A 24,697-nucleotide genomic window follows, 5' to 3' on the forward strand; every position below is an offset into this window, starting at 1 on the left:
GCGAAAGGGCGATCAACTCATCAGCTGATCTTCGACACGCTCCACTTCATGGCGAAGCTTTTCTGCGAACTTGAGTTTGCGCACAATCACGGCGGCCTCTAGCCACTGTGACGCAGCCAATGCCTGTTTAACCTCGAGAATCAATGTGTCGTAGAGCGACTGGGCTTTTTCACCAAAATCAAACAGCGCCGCTTCATCTTGATTATCGGTAATCGACTCGAGTTCTTCACGCAACGTCATTTGCTGCATCAGAAACTCAGGATCCTGCATGGTTTGCTGTTCGTCTTTTAAGTCAATGCCTTGCAACGTCAGCATATACTCAGCGCGTCGAACCGGATCTTTTAACGTCTGAAACGCGTCATTTACTTGCGATGCTTTCTGTACCGCCTGCAGACGTGTTTTCTCGTCTTGGCTGGCAACATTATCGGGATGGTACTGGCGCTGCAATTCCCGAAACGTTGAAGAAAGCGAGCTACCGTCCAGCTCAAACTGATACGGTAGCTCGAAAAGTTCAAAATGATTCATGTGCTCTCACGGATTACACGTTGAAGCTTTCGCCACAACCACATTCACTACTCACGTTAGGGTTGTTGAATTGAAAACCTTCATTCAAGCCTTCTTTGACAAAATCCAGCTCTGTCCCTTCGAGATAGAGCAGGCTCTTACCATCGACGATTACCTTGACATCATCGTACTCAAAAACCTGATCGCCTTCTTGCAGCTCATCCGCAAATTCGAGTACATAGGCCATGCCTGAACATCCTGACGTTCTCACACCTAGGCGCAAGCCAATGCCTTTGCCGCGGTTATTGAGAAACGCTCTGACGCGATCTGCTGCCGCCTGAGTCATGGTAATAGCCATATATCAACAACCCCTTCGTTTTACTGCTGGTGTTTTTTCTTGTAATCACTGACCGCTGCTTTAATGGCATCTTCCGCCAAGATTGAGCAGTGCACCTTAACCGGTGGCAGCTCTAGTTCTTCAGCGATCTCAGAGTTTTTGATCGCCGCAGCGTCGTCAATCGAGCGGCCTTTCACCCACTCGGTAACCAGCGAGCTCGAGGCAATTGCCGAGCCGCAGCCGTAGGTTTTAAACTTGGCGTCTTCAATGATGCCTTCGTCATTCACCTTGATTTGTAGCTTCATGACGTCGCCACACGCAGGGGCACCGACCATGCCATTACCAATCGATGGGTCGCCTTTCTCAAACGAGCCAACGTTACGTGGGTTTTCGTAGTGGTCAATTACTTTATCGCTGTAAGCCATAATCGTTTCCTCAATATGATTGCTCACTGTTGCCAGCTGGCGCGTTATTCGAGTTAGTGGTGCGCCCATTCAACGGTACTTAAATCGATACCGTCTTTGTACATGTCCCAAAGTGGTGACATTTCACGCAGCTTGTTGACTGCTTCACGCACTTTCTCAATCGCATAATCCACTTCTTCTTCGGTCGTAAAGCGACCAAATGAGAAGCGCAGCGAGCTATGTGCTAGCTCATCGTCGCGTCCAAGCGCACGAAGCACATAGGAAGGTTCTAGGCTTGCTGAGGTACACGCAGACCCTGACGATACCGCCAGATCTTTCAGTGCCATCAGCAAAGACTCGCCTTCGACAAATGCAAAGCTCACATTTAGGTTATGTGGAACACGCTGCTCCAAATCACCATTGACGTAAACTTCTTCTAAATCTTTCACGCCTTCATAAAAGCGGTTGCGTAGCGCCAGTGCATGCTCAAAGTCTTTTTCGCGCTCTTCTTTGGCGATACGGAATGCTTCGCCCATACCCACGATTTGGTGGGTTGGCAATGTGCCTGAACGCATGCCACGCTCGTGACCACCACCATGCATTTGCGCTTCAATGCGCACGCGTGGCTTACGGCGAACGTACAAAGCACCAATGCCTTTCGGGCCATACGCTTTGTGTGCGCTGAACGAGATCAAATCGATTTTCATCTCTTTGACGTCCAATGGCACTTTACCCACTGACTGTGCCGCATCGACGTGGAACATAATCTTGCGTTCGCGGCAAAGTTCGCCAATCGCAGAGATATCTTGAATCACGCCAATTTCGTTGTTCACGTGCATGATTGACACTAAAATCGTATCGTCACGCATGGCTGCGTCGAGCTTCTTCAGATCAACTAAGCCATTTTCTTCCGGCTCAAGATAGGTCACCTCAAAGCCTTCACGCTCCAATTGACGGCAAGGGTCAAGCACGGCTTTATGCTCGGTCTTGCAGGTAATAATGTGCTTGCCTTTCTTGGAGTAGAAATTAGCAATACCTTTGATGGCCAAGTTGTCTGACTCAGTCGCCCCAGAGGTAAACACGATCTCACGCGGGTCAGCATTGCAGTAGTTGGCAATGTTCTCACGCGCTGTATCAACCGCTTCTTCTGCTTGCCAGCCAAAGCGGTGTGAGCGAGAGGCCGGGTTACCAAAAAACCCGTCCATGGTCAGGTACTGACTCATTTTTTCAGCAACGCGCGGATCGACCGGACACGTGGCTGAATAATCAAAATAAATGGGCAATTTCATGTTTTTCTCCAATTACACCGACATTGGTCATCAGGAGCGAACGTTCACGCCTATGGTGGCGCTATCTTGTTTGACCTTCGAGCTAAATGTATTTCTGGGCGCCAATGAGGCATCCAGTTTAGCGTCCTGACGATCTGCTACTTGCTTCACTTCATTATCATGCATCAGCTCACCGAGCGTGATGTCGTTTAAAAAGCCGCTAATTCGGGCACTCAAGTCGTGCCACAGAGTATGTGTTAAACAACGGGTGCCGCCTTGGCAATCCGCTTTACCTTGGCACTTGGTCGCATCGACAGATTCGTCAACGGCGGCAATGACCGCACCCACGGCAATGTCATTTGCCGCAATACCGAGGCGATATCCGCCGCCGGGACCACGGACACTCGTCACTAACCCCGACTTGCGGAGCCGTGAAAAAAGTTGCTCAAGATAAGACAAGGAAATGCCTTGACGCTCAGAGATGTCCGCCAGTGGTACAGGACCCTGCTCGGCATGAAGCGCCACATCGAGCATGGCGGTAACCGCATAACGGCCTTTCGAAGTCAATCTCATAACACGCTACCTGTGGTGAATAGATGCTCAGATAGTTACATACCTGAGTAATTTGGTCAAGTATTTACCTGAGTATTTTTGTCAGGTTTTCACCCTAAGTTACGCATGCTCGGTTGAAAGGATCACTGAGCGCGATGATTATCGGTATTTTGCTCGCTCGATGCCGCTTGTTGGGTCACTTTTTCGATAGATGACAGCACACCCCGTAAAATATTTAACTCTTGGCTCTCTAGTCGCGCGCGGTTAAAGAGCCGACGTAACTTGGTCATTACCATCCCGGGATGCTGAGTACGAATAAATCCGGTCTTGGTCAGTACGGTTTCCAGGTGCTGATAAAACCGTGCAAGCTCTTCATTTAACGGGTAGGTTTGTTCAAGCGTGGGGCCTTGATAGGCTTGGCTGTCTAACCAAGCGACGCGCATTTCATAGCACAGGGTTTGTACCGCCATCGCGAGGTTTAGCGAGCTGTAATCGGGGTTGGACGGAATCGACACATGATAATGGCAGGTCTGCAGCTCTTCATTGGTCAAGCCTGTCCGCTCGCGACCAAAGACAATCGCCACCGGGTGAGTACTGGCTTCTTCCACGGCCTTTTTACCGCATTCGCGCGCATCCAGCATCGGCCACTCAAGTGTCCGGCTTCTGGCACTGGTTCCCACCACAAGACCACAGTCTGCTACTGCCTCTTCTAAGGTCCCGACCACCCGCGCATTGTTGGCGATATCACTGGCACCAGCTGCTAACGCAATGGCTTGGCCATCCACGTCACAGTCAGGCGCGACGAGGGTCATATTGCTAAGCCCCATGACTTTCATTGCCCTCGCGGCTGAGCCAATATTTCCGGAATGGGAGGTTCCCACCAATACGACGCGGATTTGATCTAGCATGATGTTGTTTTCGTCTCTTACGCTGTGCCCCCTTGGTGGGGCGAGCAGGTGTCTGTCAGATCTGCGCAGTTTATCACAGTGCAATCGATAATACTTCTCAGCTAAGCGTGTCGCGTCGCTTCACGGACATGGCCGCGGTCAAAAAATACCCACTTTCCTTTTGCTCTGGCTCTGTTATACTCCGCCCCGCTTTCGTTCTTTAACATCCGTTGGGAAAACCGTATGCATCCGATGCTAAACATCGCCGTCCGTGCTGCACGGAAGGCTGGCGATTTTATCGCTAAATCTGCAGAAAACAGAGACAACATCGAAACCGCACAAAAAGGCAGCAATGACTTTGTCACTAACGTCGATAAAGGTGCGGAACAAATCATCATCGACATCATCAAAAAGTCCTACCCGGACCACACCATTGTTGGCGAAGAGTCAGGCGTGGCTGAAGGGAAAGATAGCGACTATCAATGGATCATCGACCCACTGGATGGCACCACCAACTTCGTTAACGACTTTCCGCACTTCAGCGTGTCTATCGCGGTGCGCATTAAAGGCCGCACTGAGATCGGCTGCGTTTACGATCCTATCCGTAATGAGCTGTTCACCGCACAACGTGGTTCTGGCGCGCAACTCAACAACAAGCGTATTCGTACCGGCAGCGCCAAAGAGCTGGACGGCACCATCCTAGCAACGGGCTTCCCTTTCAAAGCTAAGCAACATGCTGAAGGCTTTATGGCAGTTGTGAGCGCGTTGTTTGTCGATTGTGCTGACTTCCGTCGCACTGGTTCGGCCGCACTCGATCTTTGCTATGTAGCCGCGGGCCGTGTCGATGGCTTTTTTGAGCTTGGCCTTAAGCCTTGGGATATCGCGGCAGGCGAATTGATTGCTCGCGAAGCGGGCGCGATTTGTACCGACTTTAACGGTGGTACCGACTACATGCGTAGCGGTAACGTGGTAAGCGGCGCGCCACGTGTGGTAAAAGGCATGCTGGCCAAAGTACGTGAAAACGCGCCTGAGTCGATGAAAAAATAATGATCCCCTCTGGGAATAAAAAGCGACGCTCGATGAGCGTCGCTTTTTTTATGCATTCAAATCACCGACTGCCTCTTTGAGACACGCACCCTGTTGAGCGCTTCACGCCGATAATAGAAACATCGCCCCACCATCATGCGGGCAGGGCGAGCGTATTAAGGCATCGCGTCGAATTCTTGCCCTTCTTTTTCCACTTCTGGCACCAAGAGGTGCTCGCGTGCAATTCCCAACTTCAATGCCAGTGCGGACGCCACATAGATTGAAGAGTAGGTACCCACGGTGATACCAATCAGCAAGGCCATCGCAAAGCCGTGGATCATGGTTCCACCCAAGGTGAACAGGGCAATCACCACAAATAATGTGGTGCCCGAGGTGATGGTGGTTCGGCTTAGCGTCTGAGAGACAGACGCATTAATGATTTCATCTGACTCGCCTTTACGCAGCTTACGGAAGTTTTCACGAATACGGTCGAACACCACGATGGTATCGTTCAACGAGTACCCCACCACCGTCAGCAACGCAGCGACGATGGTCAAGTCCACTTCGACTTGGAATAAGGAGAAAATCCCCAAGGTAATGATCACATCGTGCGCCAGTGCCATCACCGCGCCCGCGGCCAAACGCCACTCGAAACGGAACGACACGTAGATCAGGATACAAACCAGTGCGATGATGATCGCCAACCCACCCGCTTCGGTCAGCTCGTCACCCACGTTCGGGCCGACAAACTCGATGCGGCGCATTTCTACCTGGTCACCCGTACCTGCTTTGATGGCATTGAGCACCTCGTTACCAAGGTTCTCACCTTCCATGTCATCACGCGGACGCAGGCGCACCATCACATCAGTGGCACTACCGAAGTTTTGTACCACGGCATCATCGAAACCGTCAGCCGCCAGTGACTCACGAATCTGCGGTAAGTCAGCGGGCTGTTCAAAGCCCACTTCAATCAAGGTACCGCCGGTAAAGTCGAGCCCCCAGTTTAACCACTTAGTGGATAGGGTCACCACAGACGCGGCAATCATGGCGATGGACAACACGAAGGCCAATTTAGACCAACGCATAAAGTTGATCGACATGTCCGGTTTAAATATTTGAAACATGCTTGGACTCCCTTAAATCGACAGTTTCTTGACGCGCTTACCACCGTACACCAGGTTAACCAGTGCACGCGTACCAATGATGGCGGTAAACATCGAGGTCAAAATACCGATCGACAGTGTCACCGCGAAGCCTTTTATCGCGCCCGTTCCTACAGCAAACAAGATGATTGCGGTGATCAGCGTGGTGATATTGGCATCGGCGATGGTACTAAACGCGTTAGAATAACCACGGTCGATTGCATGTTGAGGATTACGGCCTTCGTGAATTTCTTCACGAATACGTTCAAAAATCAGCACGTTGGCGTCGACCGCCATCCCCACGGTCAAGACGATACCGGCAATACCAGGCAATGTCATGGTCGCCCCTGGGATCAGAGACATAATACCGATGATCAATATGATATTGGCGAGCAAGGCACAGTTGGCAAAAAGACCAAAGCGACGATAGTAAATCAAGGTAAAGATCATCACCGCCACCAAGCCCCAGATACAGGCTTGCACACCCATGTTGATATTTTGCTGACCCATTGATGGACCAATGGTGCGCTCTTCAACAATCGAGATAGGCGCAATCAAGGCCCCCGCACGCAGCAGTAGCGCCAAGTTGTGAGCTTCAGCGGCAGAGTCGATACCGGTAATACGGAAGTTACGTCCCAAAGCGGACTGGATCGTGGCTTGGTTAATCACTTCTTCGTGTTTTTCCAAGATCACTTTGCCGTCTTCATCACGCTCGCCGCTGTCTTTGTATTCAGCGAATACCGTCGCCATCAGCTCACCAATATTGCGCTTGCTGAAGTCGGCCATTTTGTCACCGCCCTCGCTGTCGAGCGAGATATTAACTTGAGGACGGCTGTATTCGTCGCGTGACGAGCTGGCGTCAGTAATGTGTGAGCCGGTCAAAATGACGCGCTTTTTCAGCACGGCGGGACGGCCATCACGAGTACGCATCAGCTCACTGCCTGGCGGTACACGACCCGCCATGGCGGCAGATAGGTCAGCGTCTTGATCCACTTCGCGGAATTCCAAGGTCGCGGTCGCGCCAAGGATTTCTTTTGCTCGCGCTGTATCCTGCACGCCAGGAAGCTCAACCACAATACGGCTTGCACCTTGGCGTTGAACCAAAGGCTCGGCCACACCCAGCTCATTAACACGATTACGCAGAATGGTAATGTTTTGCGCCACCGCGTAATTGCGAATCTCTTTGAGTCGCTCTTCTTTGTATACCGCGGCTAATCGCCCTTCATCTTCATCGACAGAAAAGTTCATGTCGAGGTAGTTGTTCGAGAGCAGCTCTAGCGCTTTATTGGTGTCTTCGGCATTACGCAGATTTACCACGACGCGGGTATTATCTTCTACACGCAAGCCACGATAACGAATACGCGCTTCACGTAAGTCTGTGCGGAAGCTGTCTTCTTGTTGGGTGATCAGCTTTTCTAATGCTGCATCCATGTCCACTTCCATCAGGAAGTGCACGCCGCCACGTAGGTCGAGGCCAAGCTTCATCGGGGTGGCCCCCAGCGTATCCAGCCACGATGGCGTTGCAGGCGCTAAGTTTAAGGCGACCACATAATCATCACTGTCGAAACGCGACATCAAGGCATCACGGGCGCCGATTTGTGCTTCCGTGTCTTTAAAGCGGGCTAAGACGGTACCGTCTTCGAGCGCAATGGATTGGTAGGAAAGGTCGTTCGATTCGAGGGTCTGTTTGATGGAGTCCAACGCAGTCATATCTACCGAGGCGCCACGCGCCCCGGAAATTTGTACTGCTGGATCTTCACCGTATAAATTGGGAAGTGCATACACGATGCCAATAACCAGTGTTATTAGCACCATGATGTACTTCCACAAAGGATAACGGTTTAGCACAGCATGCATCCTTTATGGTTGCGAGAATTAGAGAGACTGGATAGTACCTTTCGGCAGTACTGCCGTCACGAAGTCTTTTTTGATGGTTACTTCGTTATTATCGTTGAGCGCAATCACAATAAAGTCATTGTCTTCAGCGATTTGAGTGATCTTACCCACTAGACCACCGCCAGTTAGCACTTCGTCCCCTTTGCTCATAGATGCCATCAGGTTTTTGTGCTCTTTGACACGCTTAGATTGCGGGCGGTAGATCATAAAGTAAAAAATCACCGCAAAGAGACCAAGCATGATAAAAAGCTGCATTCCGCCACCTTGTGGTCCGGCTTCAGCGGCTGCGTGAGCTTGTGAGATAAACATTCAATCACGTCCTCGTTCTAGTTGTTGAATTCGAAATTAATCGAGCGGCGGCACTTCCTTGCCACGACGCGCGTAGAAATCCGCTACAAAGGCATCTAATCTACCTTCGTCAATCGCGTTACGCAAACCTTCCATTACACGCTGATAATAGCGCAAGTTGTGGATAGTATTGAGTCGCGCGCCTAGGATCTCATTACAGCGGTCTAAATGGTAGAGGTAAGCACGGCTGTAGTGGCGGCAAGTGTAACAGTCACACTCAGGATCCAAAGGCGAGGTATCACTTTTATGTTTCGCATTACGGATCTTGATCACACCGCCAGTAATAAACAAGTGGCCATTACGTGCATTTCGTGTCGGCATCACGCAATCAAACATGTCGACGCCGCGACGAACACCTTCGACCAAATCTTCAGGTTTTCCTACGCCCATCAGATAGCGAGGCTTATCTTCTGGCAGCTGCGGGCAAGTGTGCTCCAAGATACGGTGCATGTCTTCTTTGGGTTCCCCGACCGCGAGTCCGCCGACGGCATACCCATCAAAACCGATCTCGGTAAGGCCTTCTACCGACACATCACGCAAGTCCTCGTAGACACCGCCTTGTACAATCCCAAACAAGGCATTTTTGTTACCTAGTTTGTCGAAATGATTGCGGCTACGTTTTGCCCAGCGCAATGACATTTCCATCGACTTTTTCGCTTCGGCGTGTGTCGCAGGATACGGCGTACACTCATCAAAAATCATCACGATGTCTGAACCCAAGTCATATTGGATTTCCATCGATTTTTCCGCGTCCATAAAGATGCGATCACCGTTCACTGGGTTGCGAAAGTGCACCCCTTCTTCGGTGATTTTGCGGATATCGCCCAAACTGAACACTTGGAAACCGCCTGAGTCGGTCAAAATAGGGCCGTGCCACTGCATAAAGTCATGCAAATCCCCGTGCAGTCGCATAATTTCCTGACCAGGGCGTAGCCACAGGTGGAAAGTGTTCCCTAATAGGATCTCCGCGCCCGTCCCTTTCACTTCTTCAGGCGTCATCCCTTTAACGGTGCCATAGGTGCCTACCGGCATAAAAGCCGGGGTTTCTACCGTGCCGCGTTCAAAAATTAAGCGGCCACGGCGAGCGCGTCCGTCGGTTTTTTTCAGTTCGTATTCCACGAATCCTCCTCAGTGCCAGAGAAACAGTCTGGCGTGTGTCTTATGCTAACAGATTGACCCTGCCGCAAGCATAGCGCACACAGGCATGAGAGCCCGTGTCCTCATTCTGTCGTCAGTTGTGCTGACGGGTAATAAACATGGCATCGCCATAGCTGAAAAAGCGATAGCGCGCTTCAACCGCGGCACGATAAGCCGCCATGGTGTGTTGGTAACCGGCAAAGGCACTGACCAACATAATCAAGGTGGATTCCGGCAGGTGGAAATTGGTCACCAATACATCCACTAGCTGCCATTCATACCCTGGATAGATAAAAATCTGGGTGTCATTAAAAAACGGGGACAGTGGCTCACCTTTTTGCTTGGCCGCCTGTGCCGCACTTTCCAGTGAACGCACCGAGGTGGTTCCCACCGCAATCACCCGCTTACCTTGTGCTCGTGTTTGATTGACCGCATCAACCACCTCTTGCGGCACTTCAGCATACTCAGCATGCATGGTGTGCTCTTCAATGTTGTCGACCCGAACCGGCTGGAATGTGCCCGCACCGACATGCAGGGTAACAAAGGCGATATTAACGCCTTTTTCTTTAAGCGCTGCCATGACGGCATCATCAAAGTGTAGCCCCGCGGTGGGCGCTGCCACCGCTCCTGGCTTCTCGCCATACACCGTCTGATAGCGCTCTTTATCACTGTCCTCATCAGGGCGGTCGATGTATGGCGGCAACGGCATATGGCCGATGTCGTTAAGCGTATCTACCACGCCTTTATCGCTGTTTAGCTGGATTTCGAACAGAGCATCATGGCGTGCCACCATCTGAGCCGCGACTTGTCCCTCATCGCCGAGGAAAAGCTCAGCCCCGGGTTTCGGAGCTTTAGAGGCACGCACATGAGCAAGGAAGCGCTGCTCGTCGAGCACACGCTCCACCAGCACCTCAATTTTTCCGCCTGAGGCTTTGCGCCCATACACGCGCGCCGGGATCACGCGCGTATTGTTGAACACCATCAGATCACCCGGCTCAACCAGCTCGAGGATGTCTTTAAACTGACGATGTACCACCTCGCCGCTGGTGCCATCGAGCGAGAGCAAGCGGCTCGCGCTGCGATCCGGTTGCGGATAGCGCGCAATCAACTCATCAGGGAGTTCAAAGTGAAAATCGGATAATTGCATGACCTTTGCCTAGATAAAAAGCAGGCCGCTAGTATAGGTAGCCCACCGTGAAGATCAAGCAAGCTGTAAGCTTGATTCAGGCATGGTTTACACTGGTACCCTTGGGCTCCACGTTTGCCTCGATGCACGTCGTTATCTTGATGCATATCACGTCTAACCTAGCACAACTGCACTACAGTAAAAGTAACCCTGTGTACTGACGACAAGGAGGTGCCATGTTTGTTGTTGATGATATGATGACCCGGCATCCACATACGCTTAGCCCTGACCACACACTTGACGATGCCCACCGTTTAATGCGCGCCGAGCGCTTCCGCCATCTCCCTATTGTGGATGATGATGAGCGTTTGTTAGGACTGGTCACACAAAGAGATGTGCTATCAGCGCAAGCCTCATCACTGGGCAAGACCACCAATGGCGATCACCAGATCCATACCCCCCTATCACACTTTATCGAGCGGCAACTGGTCACGGTCGATCCTGGCGCATCCTTACGAGCGGCAGCGCTAACCATGTTAGAGCGTAAAATAGGCTGTTTGCCGGTAGTGAAACACCAACGTTTAGTTGGGATCATCACCGACAGTGATTTTGTCGCCATCGCGTCGACACTACTCGAGATCCAAGAAGAAAGTGAACCGGTTGAAGAAGGCGAGTAAATTAAAAAAGGGAGTGCGAAACTCCCTTTTTATGAGGTTGATAACGGGTATCGCCTGACTAGAACTGATCTTCTTCCGTCGAGCCCGTCAATGCCGTCACCGATGACTGGCCACCTTGGATAATATTGGTCATTTGATCAAAATACCCGGTGCCCACCTCTTGTTGGTGTGCGACAAAGGTATAGCCATGCTCAGCGGCAGCGAACTCGGGGCGCTGAACCTTTTCAACATAGTGACGCATGCCCTCACCTTGCGCATAAGCATGCGCCAAGTCGAACATGTTGTACCACATGTTATGAATACCCGCTAAGGTAATGAACTGGTACTTGTAGCCCATGTCTGACAGCTCTTGCTGGAAGCGTGCGATCGTCTCTGCATCCAGGTTTTTCTCCCAATTGAAAGACGGTGAACAGTTATAAGCCAGAAGCTGGTCTGGGTACTGAGCATGAATAGCTTCAGCAAACTGTCGTGCTTCTTCCAAGTCCGGTTTCGCGGTCTCGCACCAAATCAAATCGGCATAAGGCGCATAGGCTAGGCCGCGCGAAATGGCTTGCTCAATCCCAGGGCGCACGCGATAAAAGCCTTCGGCTGTGCGCTCACCAACGATGAAGTCCTTGTCGTATGGGTCGCAATCTGAGGTCAATAGATCCGCGGCGTTGGCATCAGTACGTGCAATCACCAGCGTATCGGTGCCCGCCACATCCGCGGCTAAGCGCGCCGCCACCAATTTTTGTACCGCCTCTTGGGTTGGCACCAATACTTTTCCGCCCATGTGGCCACATTTTTTCACTGACGCGAGCTGGTCTTCAAAGTGCACGCCTGCCGCGCCAGCCTCAATCATGTTGCGCATCAGCTCGTAGGCGTTAAGCACGCCACCAAAGCCTGCTTCGGCATCGGCCACAATCGGCAAGAAGTAATCCGTGCCCTCCTCTGGCGAACTGCCTTTTGACCACTGAATCTGGTCGGCGCGGCGAAAGGCATTGTTAATGCGCTTAACGACAGCGGGAACAGAGTCGACCGGATACAGTGATTGGTCTGGATACATGCTTGAGGCGGTATTGTTATCCGCCGCCACCTGCCAACCGGATAGATAAACCGCCTCAATACCCGCTTTGGCTTGCTGTACCGCTTGACCGCCTGTCAACGCGCCCAAGCAGTTCACGTAGCCTTTTTTCGCACTGCCGTTGACCAAATCCCATAGTTTGGCAGCACCACGCTTGGCGATCGTATTCTCCGGCACAAACGAGCCACGCATGTTGACCACTTCTTCAGCCGTATAGGGGCGTTTAACCTGTTTCCAACGCGGGTTTTCCGCCCAATCCTTTTCCAGTTCAGCGATTTGTTGTTGGCGAGTCAAAGTCATGTTCCATTCCTCTTTGTTAGTAGGGCTTTACCAGCCCCTTACTGTCATTCCATATTTGTTATTGTGCTTCCATGCCCATTACGGCAAATACTCATAACCTGGCAAGGTTAAGAAGTTGACCAGCTCATCACTGGTCGTGAGCTCAGCCATCAAGGTGGCGGCCTGCTGGTATTGGCCTTGCGCAAAGCGCGCTGCCCCCAGCTCTTTTTCCAGCACCGTCATTTCCTCACCAAGGTACTGTGTGAATAGTTCCTTGGTCACCACCTTGCCATTGCTCAGTGGTTTTTGATGTTTAATCCATTGCCAAATCGACGCACGTGAGATTTCAGCTGTAGCCGCATCTTCCATCAGGCCATAGATAGGCACACAGCCGTTACCCGATATCCACGCTTCAATGTACTGCACCGCGACACGGATATTATGTCGCATACCGGCCTCAGTGCGTTCACCCTCGCAAGGCGCTAGCAAGTCAGCCGCCGTGATCTCAGCGTCTTGCTCGCGGGTGACCGCTAGCTGATTTGGCTTATCGCCAAGTGCGCGGTCAAAAATCGCTTTAGCCGTGTCTGCCAGGCCTGGGTGCGCAATCCAGGTGCCATCGTGACCGTTATCAGCTTCTAAGGTTTTATCCTTTTCAATTTTGTCCAGTACCTGCTGATTTTCAGCCGGGTCTTTGCTGGGAATAAAGGCAGCCATACCGCCCATCGCCAACGCACCACGCTTATGGCAGGTTTTGACCAACAGACGCGAGTAAGCGTTAAGGAAAGGCTTATCCATGGTCACCACTTGGCGATCAGGCAACACACGATCCGGGTGATTGCGCAGCGTTTTGATATAGCTAAAGATATAGTCCCAGCGGCCGCAGTTAAGGGCGACGATATGGTCACGGAGGTGATACAGGATCTCATCCATCTCAAACACGGCAGGCAGGGTTTCAATCAGCACAGTTGCCTTAATGGTGCCACGGCTCAGACCAAACTCGTCTTCGGCAAAGGAAAACACCTCGCTCCACCAGGCTGCTTCCTGATAAGCCTGTAACTTAGGTAGGTAGAAATAAGGCCCCGATCCCGTCTCGAGTAAACGACGGTAGTTATGGAAAAAGTACAGGGCGAAGTCGAACAAAGCCCCGGGAATCGGCTTACCTTGCCACATCACGTGTTTTTCGGTCAGGTGCAAGCCACGCACACGGCAGATAAGACGCGCAGGGTTGTCATTCAGCTGGTAGCGCTTGCCAGTTTCTGGGTGCTGATAACTGATGGTGCCATTGACGGCATCGCGCAAATTACGCTGGCCTTCTACCACTTGTGGCCATGCTGGCGAAAAGGAGTCTTCAAAGTCCGCCATGAAAACTTTCACGTTGGCGTTAAGTGCATTGATTACCATCTTCCGCTCTACCGGTCCGGTAATTTCTAGCCGCCGATCTTGTAAATCCTTGGGAATGCCACGGATGGTCCAGTCGCTTTGGCGAATCGATTGCGTCTCCGGTAGAAAGTCGGGCAGCGCTCCCGCATCAATACGTTGTTGACGTGCTTCACGCGCTGCTAAAAGCGTAGGGATACGCGCCGCATACCGCTCAGCGAGACTGGCTAAAAAGCACAATGCATCCTCGGTTAAGATTTCTGCCTGCTCTTCGGTGACTGTCTCGTTAATCACCAACGATTCGCGTAAGGTTGAGCACGCTTCCGTCATATCGCCTCCCTGGCTTATCATTTGTAATCCAATCACAACACTCTTTTCACTACACGCTCTTGGGCTCTCGTGCAGCGCTTGAGTTATTACGTTGGCTCACATTCGCGTAAAAATCAACCAAAGGTCAAAACAAAACGGTAAGACAAAGACAAAAAAGTGCATATAAACAAACAGTTAAAAAATTAGAGCATAAGCTCGAATGTGCTTTTTTATGCCTATCAGCAGAATGATATAACACTGCTACTGGGATCATAATTTTGTCACCACCTTGTAATCAGTTACGTAATTAAATTACATATCGCGCACTTCACCTTCTCGTGAAAAAGTAAAAAAGCAAAATAATTTCAATCTCTTAGGAAAAAAAGCAAAAAGCCGCTCCCCTAGATGCTGCTTTTTTCGTGATAATAATCCAACGGCTTCAGCGTCGTTTTGGCAAGGTTAAAATAGATGATAATGCTGATATAAAGTAGATAAACCAGTTTAAATCACTCATTTTGGTCTCTTTATTCCTTAGCTATTGGGGAAAGTAGCTCTGCGACCAGATCAGCGAGCTGGTTGAACGTATCAATCCGACTCGAAGAAGGACGCCAGACCACCCCGATATCACGGTAGGCCGCTTCCCCCGGCGGCGTTTCTAAATGCACGTCGAGGTTATCAATCAAGCCATGATCAATTGCCATTTGCGGTATAAAGGTCACACCATTGCCGTTGGCCACCATTTGCACCAAGGTGTGTAAGCTGGTCGCCATGAAAGGATTAATCTTCTGCGAGGCCGTCATTTGACAGGCAGACACCGCGTGGTCGGTGAGGCAGTGTTCTCGTTCAAGCAAGAAGACAGACTCATCGGGGAGGGCGTCATAATCAATCGGTAACTCAAGCTGCGCAGCTTGCTTTTGGCTCATCACCATTTTAAATGGATCCCGCCCCACCACGCGGCGAGTCATGGTGCCAATATCCATGGGTAAAGCCAGAATAAGGATATCCATTTCGCCGTGTTTTAGCGCGGTGAGTAAGTTCGCCGTCGTATCCTCGCGCAATAGCAAATCTAGATTGGGATAGTGTTGATTGACCTGCTGAACCACATCACACAACAAGAAAGGCGCAATGGTGGGGATGCAACCCAGCCGGACTTTGCCGTGCATAGGGTCTGATTTAACTTGCGTTAGCTCCATCAAATCCTGGCTGCGTGCTAGAATTTCTCGGCTACGGCGCACCACCTCTTCGCCCATGCCTGTGAGTACCAAGGTTTTATTGTCACGCTCAATGAGCTGAGCACCAATCAGATCCTCGAGGTTTTGGATCCCCGCGCTCAACGTAGACTGGCTGACAAAACACAATTTGGCTGCTTCGCCAAAATGCCGTGTTTCGGAAAGGGTAACCAGATAGTGTAGCTGCTTTAAAGACGGATATTTGTTCATACAGTCATATTTTAAACAATCGTATTTTTCGATTATTACAATCTATTAATTCCACTTTTTTCAATCTAACAAGTTCGCTATAGTTTGTCTCGCTTATATAGGAACCTGATTATCAGGAAAACATTTAAACTAGGAGCTGAGATATGGTACTCGTAGGTCGTCAAGCACCAGATTTTACTGCCGCTGCCGTACTAGGCAATGGCGAAATCGTTGATAACTTCAACCTGAAAGAGTTCACCAAAGGCAAAAAAGCGGTTGTCTTTTTCTACCCACTCGACTTCACTTTCGTGTGCCCATCAGAGCTGATCGCATTCGATAAGCGCCTGAGCGACTTCCAAGCTAAAGGCGTTGAGGTTATCGGTGTGTCTATCGACTCTCAGTTCTCACACAACGCGTGGCGTAAAACGGCTGTCGAAGACGGCGGTATCGGCGCAGTGAAATACCCACTGGTTGCTGACGTTAAGCACGAAATCTGTAAAGCATACGACGTTGAGCACCCAGAAGCTGGCGTTGCCTTCCGTGGTTCTTTCCTCATCGACGAGGAAGGCGTTGTTCGTCACCAAGTTGTTAACGACCTACCACTAGGCCGTAACATCGACGAAATGCTACGCATGGTTGACGCACTGAACTTCCACGAGAAAAACGGTGAAGTTTGCCCTGCACAGTGGGAAGAAGGTAAAGCGGGTATGGCAGAATCTCCTGAAGGTGTTGCTGCATACCTGTCTGAGCACACTGACGACCTGTAATAAGGTCAAGTGCCCCGCACTGGATAATGTGAGACAATAATGAGGCCCGGCAAACCGGGCCCTTTTTGTATCTGCTCGCCTCACCGTATCGGCTGATTCTCTCCCAACAAACCCTTTCCAACTAACACTAGGCGTTTTCCCCTCACCCTGTCACAATAGTTTTAGCTATGCTGACACGGTGCGTTTCGTCAAAGGGGTGGTATGTCTGTCTTGGTTGAAGTTTGTATTGATAGTATCCGTTCATTATCGCTGGCCGAACACGCTGGCGCCGATCGGATTGAACTGTGTAGCGCACTGCGCCTCGGTGGCTTAACCCCGAGTGATGGCTATATGCAACAAGCCGCTCAAAAAGCACGAATCCCTATTTATGCGATTATCCGGCCGCGAGAAGGCGACTTCGTCTATGCCAGTGAAGAAATAGAAGTGATGCTGCAGGATATTGCCAACGCCCGCCAAGCCGGGTGTGCAGGCGTGGTGATCGGCGCACTCACGCCAAACGGTCAGCTCGACCTACCGGCGATAGACGCCATGCTTGCCCAAGCAAAGGGAATGGGCGTGACGTTCCACCGCGCATTCGATCATTGCCAAGACCCTCACGCGGCGCTCGACGCAATCCTTGCCCGCCCAGCGATTGAACGGATTCTTACCTCTGGGCAAGCGGCGAACGCTTTACAAGGCAAAGAGGCACTCAAACAGTGGGTAGACGCCACACGCCATACCTCATTGACCATCATGTCAGGCGCAGGTGTAACCCCTGATAATGCACAAGCGTTGCTCGCCTACACTGGCGTACGTGAAATCCACTTATCTGCACGTACCGAGCAAGTAAGCGTCATGCAATCAAACTCACATGCATCAATGGGCGATGGGGATGATGCCCGTTATCCGATCACCGATCCGGCAAGCGTTCGTCTCGTCAAAGCCATTGCCAATCGTTTTTAAACCTCGGTGTAATGTCGTGACCAAACAACATGGCAATGTGACCCGCTCTAGTCTTTTGAAGTGATATACGCTTTCGCTGCTTGAATCCATTGCATCCGAAAAGTGAGTTTTCTACCGTAACCCCATCGCTGTGGTAAAAGGAGATCGGCTTTGTCGGATAAAAAAACACAAAAAATCAGCAAAAAACACTACGAAAAAAAGCTAGCCGAATTACAAACTGAGTTGGTCAAGCTGCAAGAGTGGGTCAAGCAAGAGCAGTTGAAAGTGGTGGTCATTTTTGAAGGGCGCGATGCCGCCGGTAAAGGCGGCGTGATTAAACGGATCACCGAAAAGCTCAACCCGCGTGTTTGTCGCGTGGTCGCGCTAGACAAGCCCACAGAGCGCGAACGCACGCAGTGGTATTTTCAACGTTACATTGAGCACCTGCCCGCCGGTGGTGAAATTGTCTTGTTTGACCGCAGTTGGTATAACCGCGCCGGTGTCGAGCGAGTCATGAACTTTTGCAGCGATGAAGAATATGAAGAGTTTCTTCGCACCTGTCCCGAGCTAGAGCGTATGTTGATCCGCTCCGGGATCATCTTAATAAAATACTGGTTCTCGGTATCAGACGAGGAGCAAGAAAAGCGCTTCGCGGAGCGGATTAACACCCCAATAAAGCGGTGGAAATTCAGCCCAATGGATCTCGAGTCTCGTAGTCGTTGGGTGCAATACAGTGAAGCCAAAGACCGCATGTTTGCCTACACCGACACCAAAGAAAGCCCTTGGTGGGTGGTGGAAGCCGATAACAAAAAACACGCTCGGCTCAATTGTATCGCCCACTTACTCTCACAAATCCCTTACCAAGAAATTGACTACCCCGCAGTAACCCTGCCAGAAATCAATAAGGAAGGTTACGTGCGTATGCCTTTGCATGACCAGAGCTTTGTCCCAGACGCCGTTAGTGACTGGTTAAATGACAAGTAGCGATTATTTGAGGAGCTTTTCCAGCTCCTCTTTTTGAATGTGGCGAACGTCTTTGCCTTTGACAAAATAGATGATGTATTCACAAATGTTCTGACAGCGATCGCCCACTCGCTCAATGGCTCGGGCCGACCACATCACTTTCAGCACATTGGGAATCGAGCGTGGATCTTCCATCATGTAGGTCATCAGCTGACGCAAAATCCCCTCGTATTCACGGTCTAACGAGTCATCTTTGCGATAGACCTTCATGGCCGCATCAATGTCCATACGCGCAAAGGCGTCTAACACATCGTGCAGCATTTTAGCGGCGCGCTGACCCAAGGCTTCGAGTGATACCAAAAACGGTTGCTGAGAGTAGCTTGAGTTATCCAATGCCATTTTAGCGATACTGTCAGCAACATCACCAATGCGCTCAAGATCCGTGATGGTCTTGATGATTGCCATCACCAGTCGCAAATCGCTCGCGGTGGGCTGACGTTTAGCAATGATACGTGTACATGCCTCGTCGATCGCCACTTCCATGCCGTTCACTTTGTGATCTTCACGAATAACATGGCGGGCAAGCTCCACATCTTGATTATGCATGGCACGTAGTGCATCGGTTAGCTGACGCTCAACCAAGCCGCCCATTGCCAGCACGTGGGTGCGAATGGCTTCAAGCTCTGCGTTAAACTGACCAGAAATATGACGGCTAATATTGTGGTTATCCAAGGCCTGCTCCTTATCCGTAGCGCCCGGTGATGTAATCTTCGGTTTGTTTGTTTTGTGGGGTGGTAAACAAGGTATCGGTATCCGCGTATTCCACCAAGCGCCCCATATTAATAAACGCCGTTTGATCCGAAACCCGCGCCGCTTGCTGCATATTATGGGTGACAATCACCACCGTATACTGATTTTTTAAGTCATTAATCAGTTCTTCAATGGTTAGGGTTGAGATGGGATCCAACGCCGACGATGGCTCATCAAGCAATAGCACCTCAGGCTCAATCGCGATCGCCCGTGCAATCACTAACCGTTGTTGTTGCCCACTGGACAACCCAAACGCATTGTCATTGAGGCGATCTTTCACCTCATCCCACAATGCCGCGCCACGTAGCGAGCGCTCTACCGCATCATCCAGTGTTCTAGGATCATTGATCCCCTGCAAGCGTAATCCAAAGATCACGTTTTCATAGACAGATTTGGGGAACGGGTTTGGGCGTTGAAACACCATCCCTACTTGGCGACGTAATGCTGGCACATCCACATCACGGTGATAGATATTTTGTCCGTGCAGGGTAATTCCGCCTCGAACACGGCAGCCATCCACCAAATCATTCATCCGATTAATGCATCGTAGTAATGTCGATTTACCACACCCAGACGGCCCGATAAATGCGGTGACCTTCCCTTTCGGGATCCGCATACTGATATCAAATAGCGCTTGGGTCGATCCGTAGTAAAGATTGAGATCCCGAATGGCTAACGCGGTTTGCTCGTCAGGCAAATTCCCCAAATCTAAGCTAGGCGTTAAGCCTATGGGTGGCGTTATCGAAAACATCGAGCGGGATCCTTATCGTTATAATTCCAATGCGCGATACTTTTCACGCAAGTAATGACGAATACCAATCGCGGACAAGTTGAGCGCCACGATCACTGACACAAGCAAAAATGACGTGGCGTATACCAAAGGCCGCGCCGTTTCGATGTGCGCGCTTTGAAAGCCGACATCATAAATATGGTAGCCCAGATGCATGAACTTCCGCTCTAAGTGCAAAAACGGGAAGTTTCCATCCACTGGCAAAGAGGGAGCGACCTTAACCACTCCCACCAACATTAAGGGCGCTACTTCTCCGGCTGCACGAGCGACCGCTAAAATCAACCCTGTCATCATCGCAGGACTGGCCATCGGCAGAACCACCCGCCAGAGCATTTCTGATTGGGTGGCGCCAAGGGCAAAGGCACCATGGCGGACACTGGTCGGAATTCGGGCGAGCCCCTCTTCTGTGGACACAATCACCACAGGTAAAGTGAGGATCGCCAATGTCAGTGCCGACCAGAGAATGCCTGGCGTACCAAAGACTGGAGCAGGCTGAGCCGCTTGATAAAACAGATCATCAATGGTGCCACCGATAAAGTAGACAAAAAAGCCTAGCCCGAACACCCCGTAAACAATTGACGGTACCCCGGCGAGGTTAACCACGGCAATGCGGATAATACGCGTGAATGCCGTTTTTGGTGCGTATTCGTGAAGATATACCGCGGCGAGCACCCCTAACGGGGTGACAATCACTGACATCAACAGCACCAAGAAAACGGTGCCAAAAATCGCGGGAAAAACGCCCCCCGCGGCATTACTGTCTCGTGGTGGTTCCGATAAGAAGGCCGCGACCTGGTATCCCCAAAATTCAAGCTTCTCAACCGCACTCATGGCGTTGGGATACCAAACATTAATCACATTTTGCAGTGGCAACGCAACAGCATCACCGTGGCTATCTTCAACAACCAGCGCGCCTGTTTGTTGTTTTTCTCGCAACTGTTTAAGCTTTTTCTCTAGCTGATGATACTGCGATAGCAGCTGTGAACGACGCTTATCGATTCGTTTTTTGTCTGCCGTGTTTAGCTGGCTGTCTAATGAGAGGGACTTTTCCTCCAGCCGCAATTGCTCCAGCCGATAGTTAACACCCGCTAAGTGTACTTGCTCGATGTCATTGATCACCGCGCGACGCGCCGCTAAATCTTCCAAGCGTTGATAAAGTTCAGACAGCACTAATGCATGTCGGTGGCCACCGGCGTCGACGTATGCTTGAGGCTTACCATAAAACATGCCATTTTCACTTCGCTCGATCATCGCCATTTCAACTGGCGTGTGCTGGCTTTTGATCTGAAACGCAAGTAGCTGACGAAAATCAATGCCCGCTTGTTCTCGATTACCGGTTTTAACTACCAAACGTTGGTAGCTAGGCTGGCGATAGGCTGGCAATGCAACACCGGCATCTTCAAGCTGCGTCGCATCAACCTGGTCGGTTCGGTAAATTTGTCCGACCACGGTTTCTACCCCCTGCTCACTCTTCACTTCAAAGCTGGTGACTGGTGTCGGCCAGAAGTAGCCTAAGCCTCGATAACCGAGCAATAACAGCACTCCGAGAATCGCGATCAGACTGACACTGACCATTCCGGCCGTCATCCAAACCCAGGGAGTGCCAGATTTTATCCATGGACGCATGCGCATTCTCGTCTCGGTTAAAGGTTGCTGTACTTGTCACGCAAACGCTGACGGATCAGCTCTGCCAATGTGTTAAAGACAAACGTGAAGACAAAAAGAATAAAAGCGGTTAAAAACAGCACCCGATAATGGGAGCTACCCACTTCAGACTCCGGCATTTCTACCGCGATATTGGCCGATAAGGTACGTAATCCTTCGAGCAAATTCCAATCCATGATCGGCGTATTGCCAGTAGCCATCAGCACGATCATGGTTTCACCCACCGCGCGCCCAAAACCCATCATCACAGCAGAAAAAATACCTGGGCTCGCGGTAAGCAACACCACCCGGGTCAAGGTTTGCCAGTGTGTTGCCCCTAAGGCCAAGGCACCGTTTTTAAGGTGTGGAGGCACCGAAAAAATCGCATCTTCGGCCATCGAGAAAATGGTTGGGACCACCGCAAAGCCCATCGCGATACCCACGACCAACGCATTGCGCTGGTCATAGCCGATGCCAAGCTCATATGTGATAAATTGGCGTGCATCCCCCCCTAACCACAGCTGCTCTACCCATGGCCCCAGGTACGCGGCGAATACGCCCACCAGCAATAAGGCCGGAATGATGACCACAATTTGTGCGTTATCAGGTAAGCGGCGTCGCACATACCTTGGGATCATGCGCCACACCCCGCTTAGCCCAAGCAAAACAAGAGGGATAAGCAAGAGCAGCAAGAAGACGCTAGCAATGTGCGATTCAACCCAAGGTGCCAGCCACAAGCCGGCCAAAAAGCCGATAATGACGGTGGGTAACGCTTCTATTGTTTCCACCGTCGGCTTCACCCAACGCCGTAAGCCAGATGACATAAAGTAAGCCGTGTATATGGCTGCCCCTATCGCCATCGGCACTGCGAAAATTAAAGAAACCAAGGCGACTTTTAAGGTTCCAAAGATCACCGGAACCACGCTCAGTTTCGCTTCAAAGCTGTCATCCGCAGAGGTCGATTGCCACACATATTGGGGAGACGGATACCCTTCATACCACACTTTCTGCCATAGCGAGTGAATACTCACTTCTGGGTGAGGGTTGTCAACAGTCAACCATTGCCATTGACTGTCAACCACAGCAATCAGCCCGTTTGCGCGAGGCGTAAACGCCAAAGCATCAGGCAGCGCGGTAAACTGAGCATCGAAATGGCGCACCTTTTTACTGGTGGCATGCACCAGGCTGAGTCGTCCGGTTTCATCCACCGTCGCCATGCTTTTGCGGTGACGCTCTGGTGCAAGACGCGCCACGCCCTCTCCCGGCGAAAACGCGCGTACTTCGGTTAACGACGGCTCGCCATTTTTCACCACATCGAACCATTGTGTCACTGTGCCGTCTTGGTGCTGAAGGAGCAAAGAGCGCCCCCCGGCTAGCATCGCCATTTTCGTGACCGGACTGGTGACGACATTGTCGAGATTGACCGTTTCGCGCAAGGCTAGATCGTTTCCCTTTAAGCGCCAAATCGCTAAGCGATTTTGTTGATGGACAAACAAGCGCTGTCCGTCTCCTGATAACGCAATATGGTCAACGGCTTGTGAAAGGGGCACCGTGCTTTTTTGCGTACCCCGATAGACGACCAGGCGGTTATCCTGGGTAACGGCAGCCAGCACTGGCGGGATGGTTTGACCATGTAAACTATCCGGCACCGCAACAGTAAGCTGGTTAAGCGGCTGCGCGCTCGCGTCCACTATCAACTCACGACCAAAGGCCGGCATAGTGGACAATTGAGGGACCACTGAAGCGTCAGCTTGATACTGTGTACGAAAGCGTAATTGCCAAACAGCCACGCGCCCTGGTGTCTTTTCTACCGCCAAAAACGGCGTAGATGCTTCGACGCGGCTTATCGCAGGCTTATCCATGCTGGATAACGGCTGCTGTAATACCGTTTGCGCGCGTGGCACGGCGCTGGCTGCGGGCGTCCCAGACCGTGACGGGCGCTTGACTACGGTTAACACCCCTCGATCATCCAAGCCATACGCCAACTGATTGCGCGTATCGGCGCCAATGTATTGAGGCACGCCGGGAGTGGCTACGCTAAAACGCTCACTCAAGCTGACACTCGCTTGGTGAAAAAGCGGTACCACCACTGTGAGTAAGTAGAAGAAAAGAAGCAGCAGGGTCACTAATACCATCACGCCACCAAGACGTACCGTTTGGCGAGTCAGTTTATCTTTAAACCGCCGCGCCGGTCGGGTATCCGTTAATGATGGTGAAGAGTGGGTCATTCGTGCCTCTTTTTATTGAGCAAGCCCTGCATTGTATGTCATTACAATGACAATTTTGTGACAGCGGTATCCTGTCATAGCCCGTAAGGATCAACGCGTTGCGGCGCTTTCCTTTAGTGTATCGCGCGCGGTCATTCACGCCTAGTGACTTGGTTGCCACGCAATAAATATGCAACAAACGGGCTTTAGGCTTGCCCAAGTTGATATTGGGCACACTTTCGTGAGTTTAGCCTCTCGCAGCATAGACAACACCTTGACTGACCTCAATAATTGTCTGAACAATCGCCGTAAGGATCACGCATGAAACACTTTGTTATCACCTTAGTCGGCCCAGATCGCGCAGGCCTGGTTGATCAGATATCACACACAGTGTTCAGCCATCATGGCAACTGGCAAGCCAGTCGGCTCAGTCAGCTAGCAGGGCAATTTGCCGGTATCATTCACATTTCGGTATCAGACACGTACGCTGATGCCTTGGTTCATTCGTTACGCGCGCTCGATGGCTTGCAGCTGCTGATCGCCGATGCGACACCCGCTTCGCCGTCTCCGATCACCCATACCTTGTCGGTGACAGGCAACGACAGGCGTGGCATCGTTCAAACGCTCAGCCAACTGCTCGCCGCTCATGGCGTCACCATCAACAAACTCAACACCCAAACGCAAAGTGCCGCCAATACGGGCGGGCAAATTTTCACCGCAGATTTTTATTTAACTGTCCCACCAACGGCGGACATTAACGTATTGCATGAAGCCCTTGAAACGCTGTCAGACGACTTGATTGTCGATTTTGACAGCAATTTTATTCAGTAGAACAGGATTTTCTT

The 24,697-nt window shown here is 51.1% G+C and carries 24 protein-coding genes; 6 read left to right on the forward strand and 18 right to left on the reverse strand.

Annotated elements, in window-relative coordinates:
* Window positions 1-12 precede the first annotated feature (12 nt).
* The 6 genes from hscB to trmJ form a co-directional block, all read right to left on the reverse strand.
* Window positions 13-525, reverse strand: coding sequence for a co-chaperone HscB (gene hscB / locus FCN78_RS10130; RefSeq protein ID WP_069363253.1), 513 nt, complete (start codon window positions 523-525; stop codon window positions 13-15).
* Between the two features lie 13 nt (window positions 526-538).
* Window positions 539-862, reverse strand: a complete 324-nt coding sequence (iscA, locus tag FCN78_RS10135; protein ID WP_046075008.1) for an iron-sulfur cluster assembly protein IscA — start codon at window positions 860-862, stop codon at window positions 539-541.
* Window positions 863-882: 20 nt separating this feature from the next.
* Complete coding sequence (gene iscU, locus FCN78_RS10140) at window positions 883-1,266, reverse strand: Fe-S cluster assembly scaffold IscU (protein WP_069363254.1); 384 nt, start codon at window positions 1,264-1,266, stop codon at window positions 883-885.
* A 53-nt stretch (window positions 1,267-1,319) separates the two neighbouring features.
* On the reverse strand, window positions 1,320-2,534 hold the full coding sequence (locus tag FCN78_RS10145) for an IscS subfamily cysteine desulfurase (protein WP_069363255.1): 1,215 nt from the start codon (window positions 2,532-2,534) through the stop codon (window positions 1,320-1,322).
* Window positions 2,535-2,564: 30 nt separating this feature from the next.
* Window positions 2,565-3,086 carry a Fe-S cluster assembly transcriptional regulator IscR gene (iscR, locus tag FCN78_RS10150; protein ID WP_069363256.1) on the reverse strand — a complete coding sequence of 174 codons (522 nt, stop codon included), beginning with the start codon at window positions 3,084-3,086 and terminating at the stop codon, window positions 2,565-2,567.
* Between the two features lie 122 nt (window positions 3,087-3,208).
* Window positions 3,209-3,973: a tRNA (cytosine(32)/uridine(32)-2'-O)-methyltransferase TrmJ gene (gene trmJ, locus FCN78_RS10155; RefSeq protein ID WP_077650347.1), complete on the reverse strand. Its 765-nt coding sequence runs from the start codon at window positions 3,971-3,973 to the stop codon at window positions 3,209-3,211.
* 222 nt (window positions 3,974-4,195) lie between these two features.
* On the opposite strand from trmJ, the gene suhB reads away from it, so the two are divergent.
* Entirely contained in the window at window positions 4,196-4,999 is an 804-nt protein-coding gene (gene suhB / locus FCN78_RS10160; protein WP_077458523.1) for an inositol-1-monophosphatase, read from the forward strand.
* A 155-nt stretch (window positions 5,000-5,154) separates the two neighbouring features.
* On the opposite strand, the gene secF is transcribed toward suhB, so the two are convergent.
* The 5 genes from secF to queA form a co-directional block, all read right to left on the reverse strand.
* Window positions 5,155-6,102 (reverse strand): protein translocase subunit SecF, encoded by a 948-nt coding sequence (gene secF / locus FCN78_RS10165; RefSeq protein ID WP_069363259.1) that lies wholly within the window; start codon window positions 6,100-6,102, stop codon window positions 5,155-5,157.
* A 12-nt stretch (window positions 6,103-6,114) separates the two neighbouring features.
* Window positions 6,115-7,968, reverse strand: a complete 1,854-nt coding sequence (gene secD / locus FCN78_RS10170) for a protein translocase subunit SecD (protein ID WP_069363260.1) — start codon at window positions 7,966-7,968, stop codon at window positions 6,115-6,117.
* A 27-nt stretch (window positions 7,969-7,995) separates the two neighbouring features.
* On the reverse strand, window positions 7,996-8,325 hold the full coding sequence (gene yajC / locus FCN78_RS10175; protein ID WP_021022912.1) for a preprotein translocase subunit YajC: 330 nt from the start codon (window positions 8,323-8,325) through the stop codon (window positions 7,996-7,998).
* Window positions 8,326-8,361: 36 nt separating this feature from the next.
* The gene (gene tgt / locus FCN78_RS10180; RefSeq protein WP_069363261.1) at window positions 8,362-9,483 is read right to left on the reverse strand and encodes a tRNA guanosine(34) transglycosylase Tgt; all 1,122 of its coding nucleotides are present in this window, start codon (window positions 9,481-9,483) and stop codon (window positions 8,362-8,364) included.
* A gap of 112 nt (window positions 9,484-9,595) precedes the next feature.
* Window positions 9,596-10,648, reverse strand: a complete 1,053-nt coding sequence (gene queA, locus FCN78_RS10185) for a tRNA preQ1(34) S-adenosylmethionine ribosyltransferase-isomerase QueA (protein ID WP_077659373.1) — start codon at window positions 10,646-10,648, stop codon at window positions 9,596-9,598.
* A 215-nt stretch (window positions 10,649-10,863) separates the two neighbouring features.
* On the opposite strand from queA, the gene FCN78_RS10190 reads away from it, so the two are divergent.
* Window positions 10,864-11,304 carry a CBS domain-containing protein gene (locus FCN78_RS10190; RefSeq protein ID WP_077484548.1) on the forward strand — a complete coding sequence of 147 codons (441 nt, stop codon included), beginning with the start codon at window positions 10,864-10,866 and terminating at the stop codon, window positions 11,302-11,304.
* A 58-nt stretch (window positions 11,305-11,362) separates the two neighbouring features.
* Here the strand turns inward: FCN78_RS10190 and aceA are convergent, their stop codons facing one another.
* The 3 genes from aceA to FCN78_RS10205 all read right to left on the reverse strand — a co-directional run bounded on the left by aceA (window position 11,363) and on the right by FCN78_RS10205 (window position 15,771).
* On the reverse strand, window positions 11,363-12,667 hold the full coding sequence (aceA, locus tag FCN78_RS10195) for an isocitrate lyase (protein WP_069363264.1): 1,305 nt from the start codon (window positions 12,665-12,667) through the stop codon (window positions 11,363-11,365).
* Between the two features lie 78 nt (window positions 12,668-12,745).
* Window positions 12,746-14,353, reverse strand: coding sequence for a malate synthase A (aceB, locus tag FCN78_RS10200; protein WP_077650344.1), 1,608 nt, complete (start codon window positions 14,351-14,353; stop codon window positions 12,746-12,748).
* A 503-nt stretch (window positions 14,354-14,856) separates the two neighbouring features.
* Window positions 14,857-15,771, reverse strand: a complete 915-nt coding sequence (locus FCN78_RS10205) for a hydrogen peroxide-inducible genes activator (RefSeq protein WP_069363266.1) — start codon at window positions 15,769-15,771, stop codon at window positions 14,857-14,859.
* A gap of 143 nt (window positions 15,772-15,914) precedes the next feature.
* Here FCN78_RS10205 and FCN78_RS10210 point away from each other — a divergent pair, with 143 nt between their 5' ends.
* From FCN78_RS10210 to ppk2, 3 genes are all read left to right on the forward strand, one after another.
* The gene (locus FCN78_RS10210) at window positions 15,915-16,517 is read left to right on the forward strand and encodes a peroxiredoxin C (protein WP_069363267.1); all 603 of its coding nucleotides are present in this window, start codon (window positions 15,915-15,917) and stop codon (window positions 16,515-16,517) included.
* A 201-nt stretch (window positions 16,518-16,718) separates the two neighbouring features.
* Complete coding sequence (locus FCN78_RS10215) at window positions 16,719-17,459, forward strand: copper homeostasis protein CutC (protein ID WP_077659374.1); 741 nt, start codon at window positions 16,719-16,721, stop codon at window positions 17,457-17,459.
* A gap of 150 nt (window positions 17,460-17,609) precedes the next feature.
* Window positions 17,610-18,422 carry a polyphosphate kinase 2 gene (gene ppk2 / locus FCN78_RS10220; protein ID WP_077458513.1) on the forward strand — a complete coding sequence of 271 codons (813 nt, stop codon included), beginning with the start codon at window positions 17,610-17,612 and terminating at the stop codon, window positions 18,420-18,422.
* Window positions 18,423-18,425: 3 nt separating this feature from the next.
* On the opposite strand, the gene phoU is transcribed toward ppk2, so the two are convergent.
* From phoU to FCN78_RS10240, 4 genes are read right to left on the reverse strand one after another with little or no spacing between them, the layout of a single operon-like run.
* On the reverse strand, window positions 18,426-19,133 hold the full coding sequence (gene phoU, locus FCN78_RS10225; protein WP_046075027.1) for a phosphate signaling complex protein PhoU: 708 nt from the start codon (window positions 19,131-19,133) through the stop codon (window positions 18,426-18,428).
* A gap of 10 nt (window positions 19,134-19,143) precedes the next feature.
* The gene (gene pstB, locus FCN78_RS10230; protein ID WP_069363270.1) at window positions 19,144-19,962 is read right to left on the reverse strand and encodes a phosphate ABC transporter ATP-binding protein PstB; all 819 of its coding nucleotides are present in this window, start codon (window positions 19,960-19,962) and stop codon (window positions 19,144-19,146) included.
* 18 nt (window positions 19,963-19,980) lie between these two features.
* Complete coding sequence (gene pstA / locus FCN78_RS10235) at window positions 19,981-21,627, reverse strand: phosphate ABC transporter permease PstA (RefSeq protein ID WP_069363288.1); 1,647 nt, start codon at window positions 21,625-21,627, stop codon at window positions 19,981-19,983.
* A 17-nt stretch (window positions 21,628-21,644) separates the two neighbouring features.
* Window positions 21,645-23,873: an ABC transporter permease subunit gene (locus FCN78_RS10240; RefSeq protein WP_077659375.1), complete on the reverse strand. Its 2,229-nt coding sequence runs from the start codon at window positions 23,871-23,873 to the stop codon at window positions 21,645-21,647.
* A gap of 300 nt (window positions 23,874-24,173) precedes the next feature.
* Between FCN78_RS10240 and FCN78_RS10245 the strand changes: the two genes are divergently transcribed.
* Window positions 24,174-24,683, forward strand: coding sequence for a glycine cleavage system transcriptional repressor (locus FCN78_RS10245; protein ID WP_069363272.1), 510 nt, complete (start codon window positions 24,174-24,176; stop codon window positions 24,681-24,683).
* Window positions 24,684-24,697 lie beyond the last annotated feature (14 nt).

Source organism: Salinivibrio kushneri (assembly GCF_005280275.1).
Taxonomy (GTDB): Bacteria; Pseudomonadota; Gammaproteobacteria; order Enterobacterales; family Vibrionaceae; genus Salinivibrio; species Salinivibrio kushneri.

Excerpts from the sequence above, each read along its gene's own strand:
- hscB (WP_069363253.1), bottom strand. The coding sequence starts at position 525 with ATGAATCATTTTGAACTTTTCGAGCTACCGTATCAGTTTGAGCTGGAC.
- iscA (WP_046075008.1), bottom strand. The coding sequence starts at position 862 with ATGGCTATTACCATGACTCAGGCGGCAGCAGATCGCGTCAGAGCGTTT.
- iscU (WP_069363254.1), bottom strand. The coding sequence starts at position 1,266 with ATGGCTTACAGCGATAAAGTAATTGACCACTACGAAAACCCACGTAAC.
- FCN78_RS10145 (WP_069363255.1), bottom strand. The coding sequence starts at position 2,534 with ATGAAATTGCCCATTTATTTTGATTATTCAGCCACGTGTCCGGTCGAT.
- iscR (WP_069363256.1), bottom strand. The coding sequence starts at position 3,086 with ATGAGATTGACTTCGAAAGGCCGTTATGCGGTTACCGCCATGCTCGAT.
- trmJ (WP_077650347.1), bottom strand. The coding sequence starts at position 3,973 with ATGCTAGATCAAATCCGCGTCGTATTGGTGGGAACCTCCCATTCCGGA.
- suhB (WP_077458523.1), top strand. The coding sequence starts at position 4,196 with ATGCATCCGATGCTAAACATCGCCGTCCGTGCTGCACGGAAGGCTGGC.
- secF (WP_069363259.1), bottom strand. The coding sequence starts at position 6,102 with ATGTTTCAAATATTTAAACCGGACATGTCGATCAACTTTATGCGTTGG.
- yajC (WP_021022912.1), bottom strand. The coding sequence starts at position 8,325 with ATGTTTATCTCACAAGCTCACGCAGCCGCTGAAGCCGGACCACAAGGT.
- queA (WP_077659373.1), bottom strand. The coding sequence starts at position 10,648 with ATGCAATTATCCGATTTTCACTTTGAACTCCCTGATGAGTTGATTGCG.
- FCN78_RS10190 (WP_077484548.1), top strand. The coding sequence starts at position 10,864 with ATGTTTGTTGTTGATGATATGATGACCCGGCATCCACATACGCTTAGC.
- aceA (WP_069363264.1), bottom strand. The coding sequence starts at position 12,667 with ATGACTTTGACTCGCCAACAACAAATCGCTGAACTGGAAAAGGATTGG.
- aceB (WP_077650344.1), bottom strand. The coding sequence starts at position 14,353 with ATGACGGAAGCGTGCTCAACCTTACGCGAATCGTTGGTGATTAACGAG.
- FCN78_RS10205 (WP_069363266.1), bottom strand. The coding sequence starts at position 15,771 with ATGAACAAATATCCGTCTTTAAAGCAGCTACACTATCTGGTTACCCTT.
- FCN78_RS10210 (WP_069363267.1), top strand. The coding sequence starts at position 15,915 with ATGGTACTCGTAGGTCGTCAAGCACCAGATTTTACTGCCGCTGCCGTA.
- FCN78_RS10215 (WP_077659374.1), top strand. The coding sequence starts at position 16,719 with ATGTCTGTCTTGGTTGAAGTTTGTATTGATAGTATCCGTTCATTATCG.
- pstB (WP_069363270.1), bottom strand. The coding sequence starts at position 19,962 with ATGTTTTCGATAACGCCACCCATAGGCTTAACGCCTAGCTTAGATTTG.
- pstA (WP_069363288.1), bottom strand. The coding sequence starts at position 21,627 with ATGCGTCCATGGATAAAATCTGGCACTCCCTGGGTTTGGATGACGGCC.
- FCN78_RS10240 (WP_077659375.1), bottom strand. The coding sequence starts at position 23,873 with ATGACCCACTCTTCACCATCATTAACGGATACCCGACCGGCGCGGCGG.
- FCN78_RS10245 (WP_069363272.1), top strand. The coding sequence starts at position 24,174 with ATGAAACACTTTGTTATCACCTTAGTCGGCCCAGATCGCGCAGGCCTG.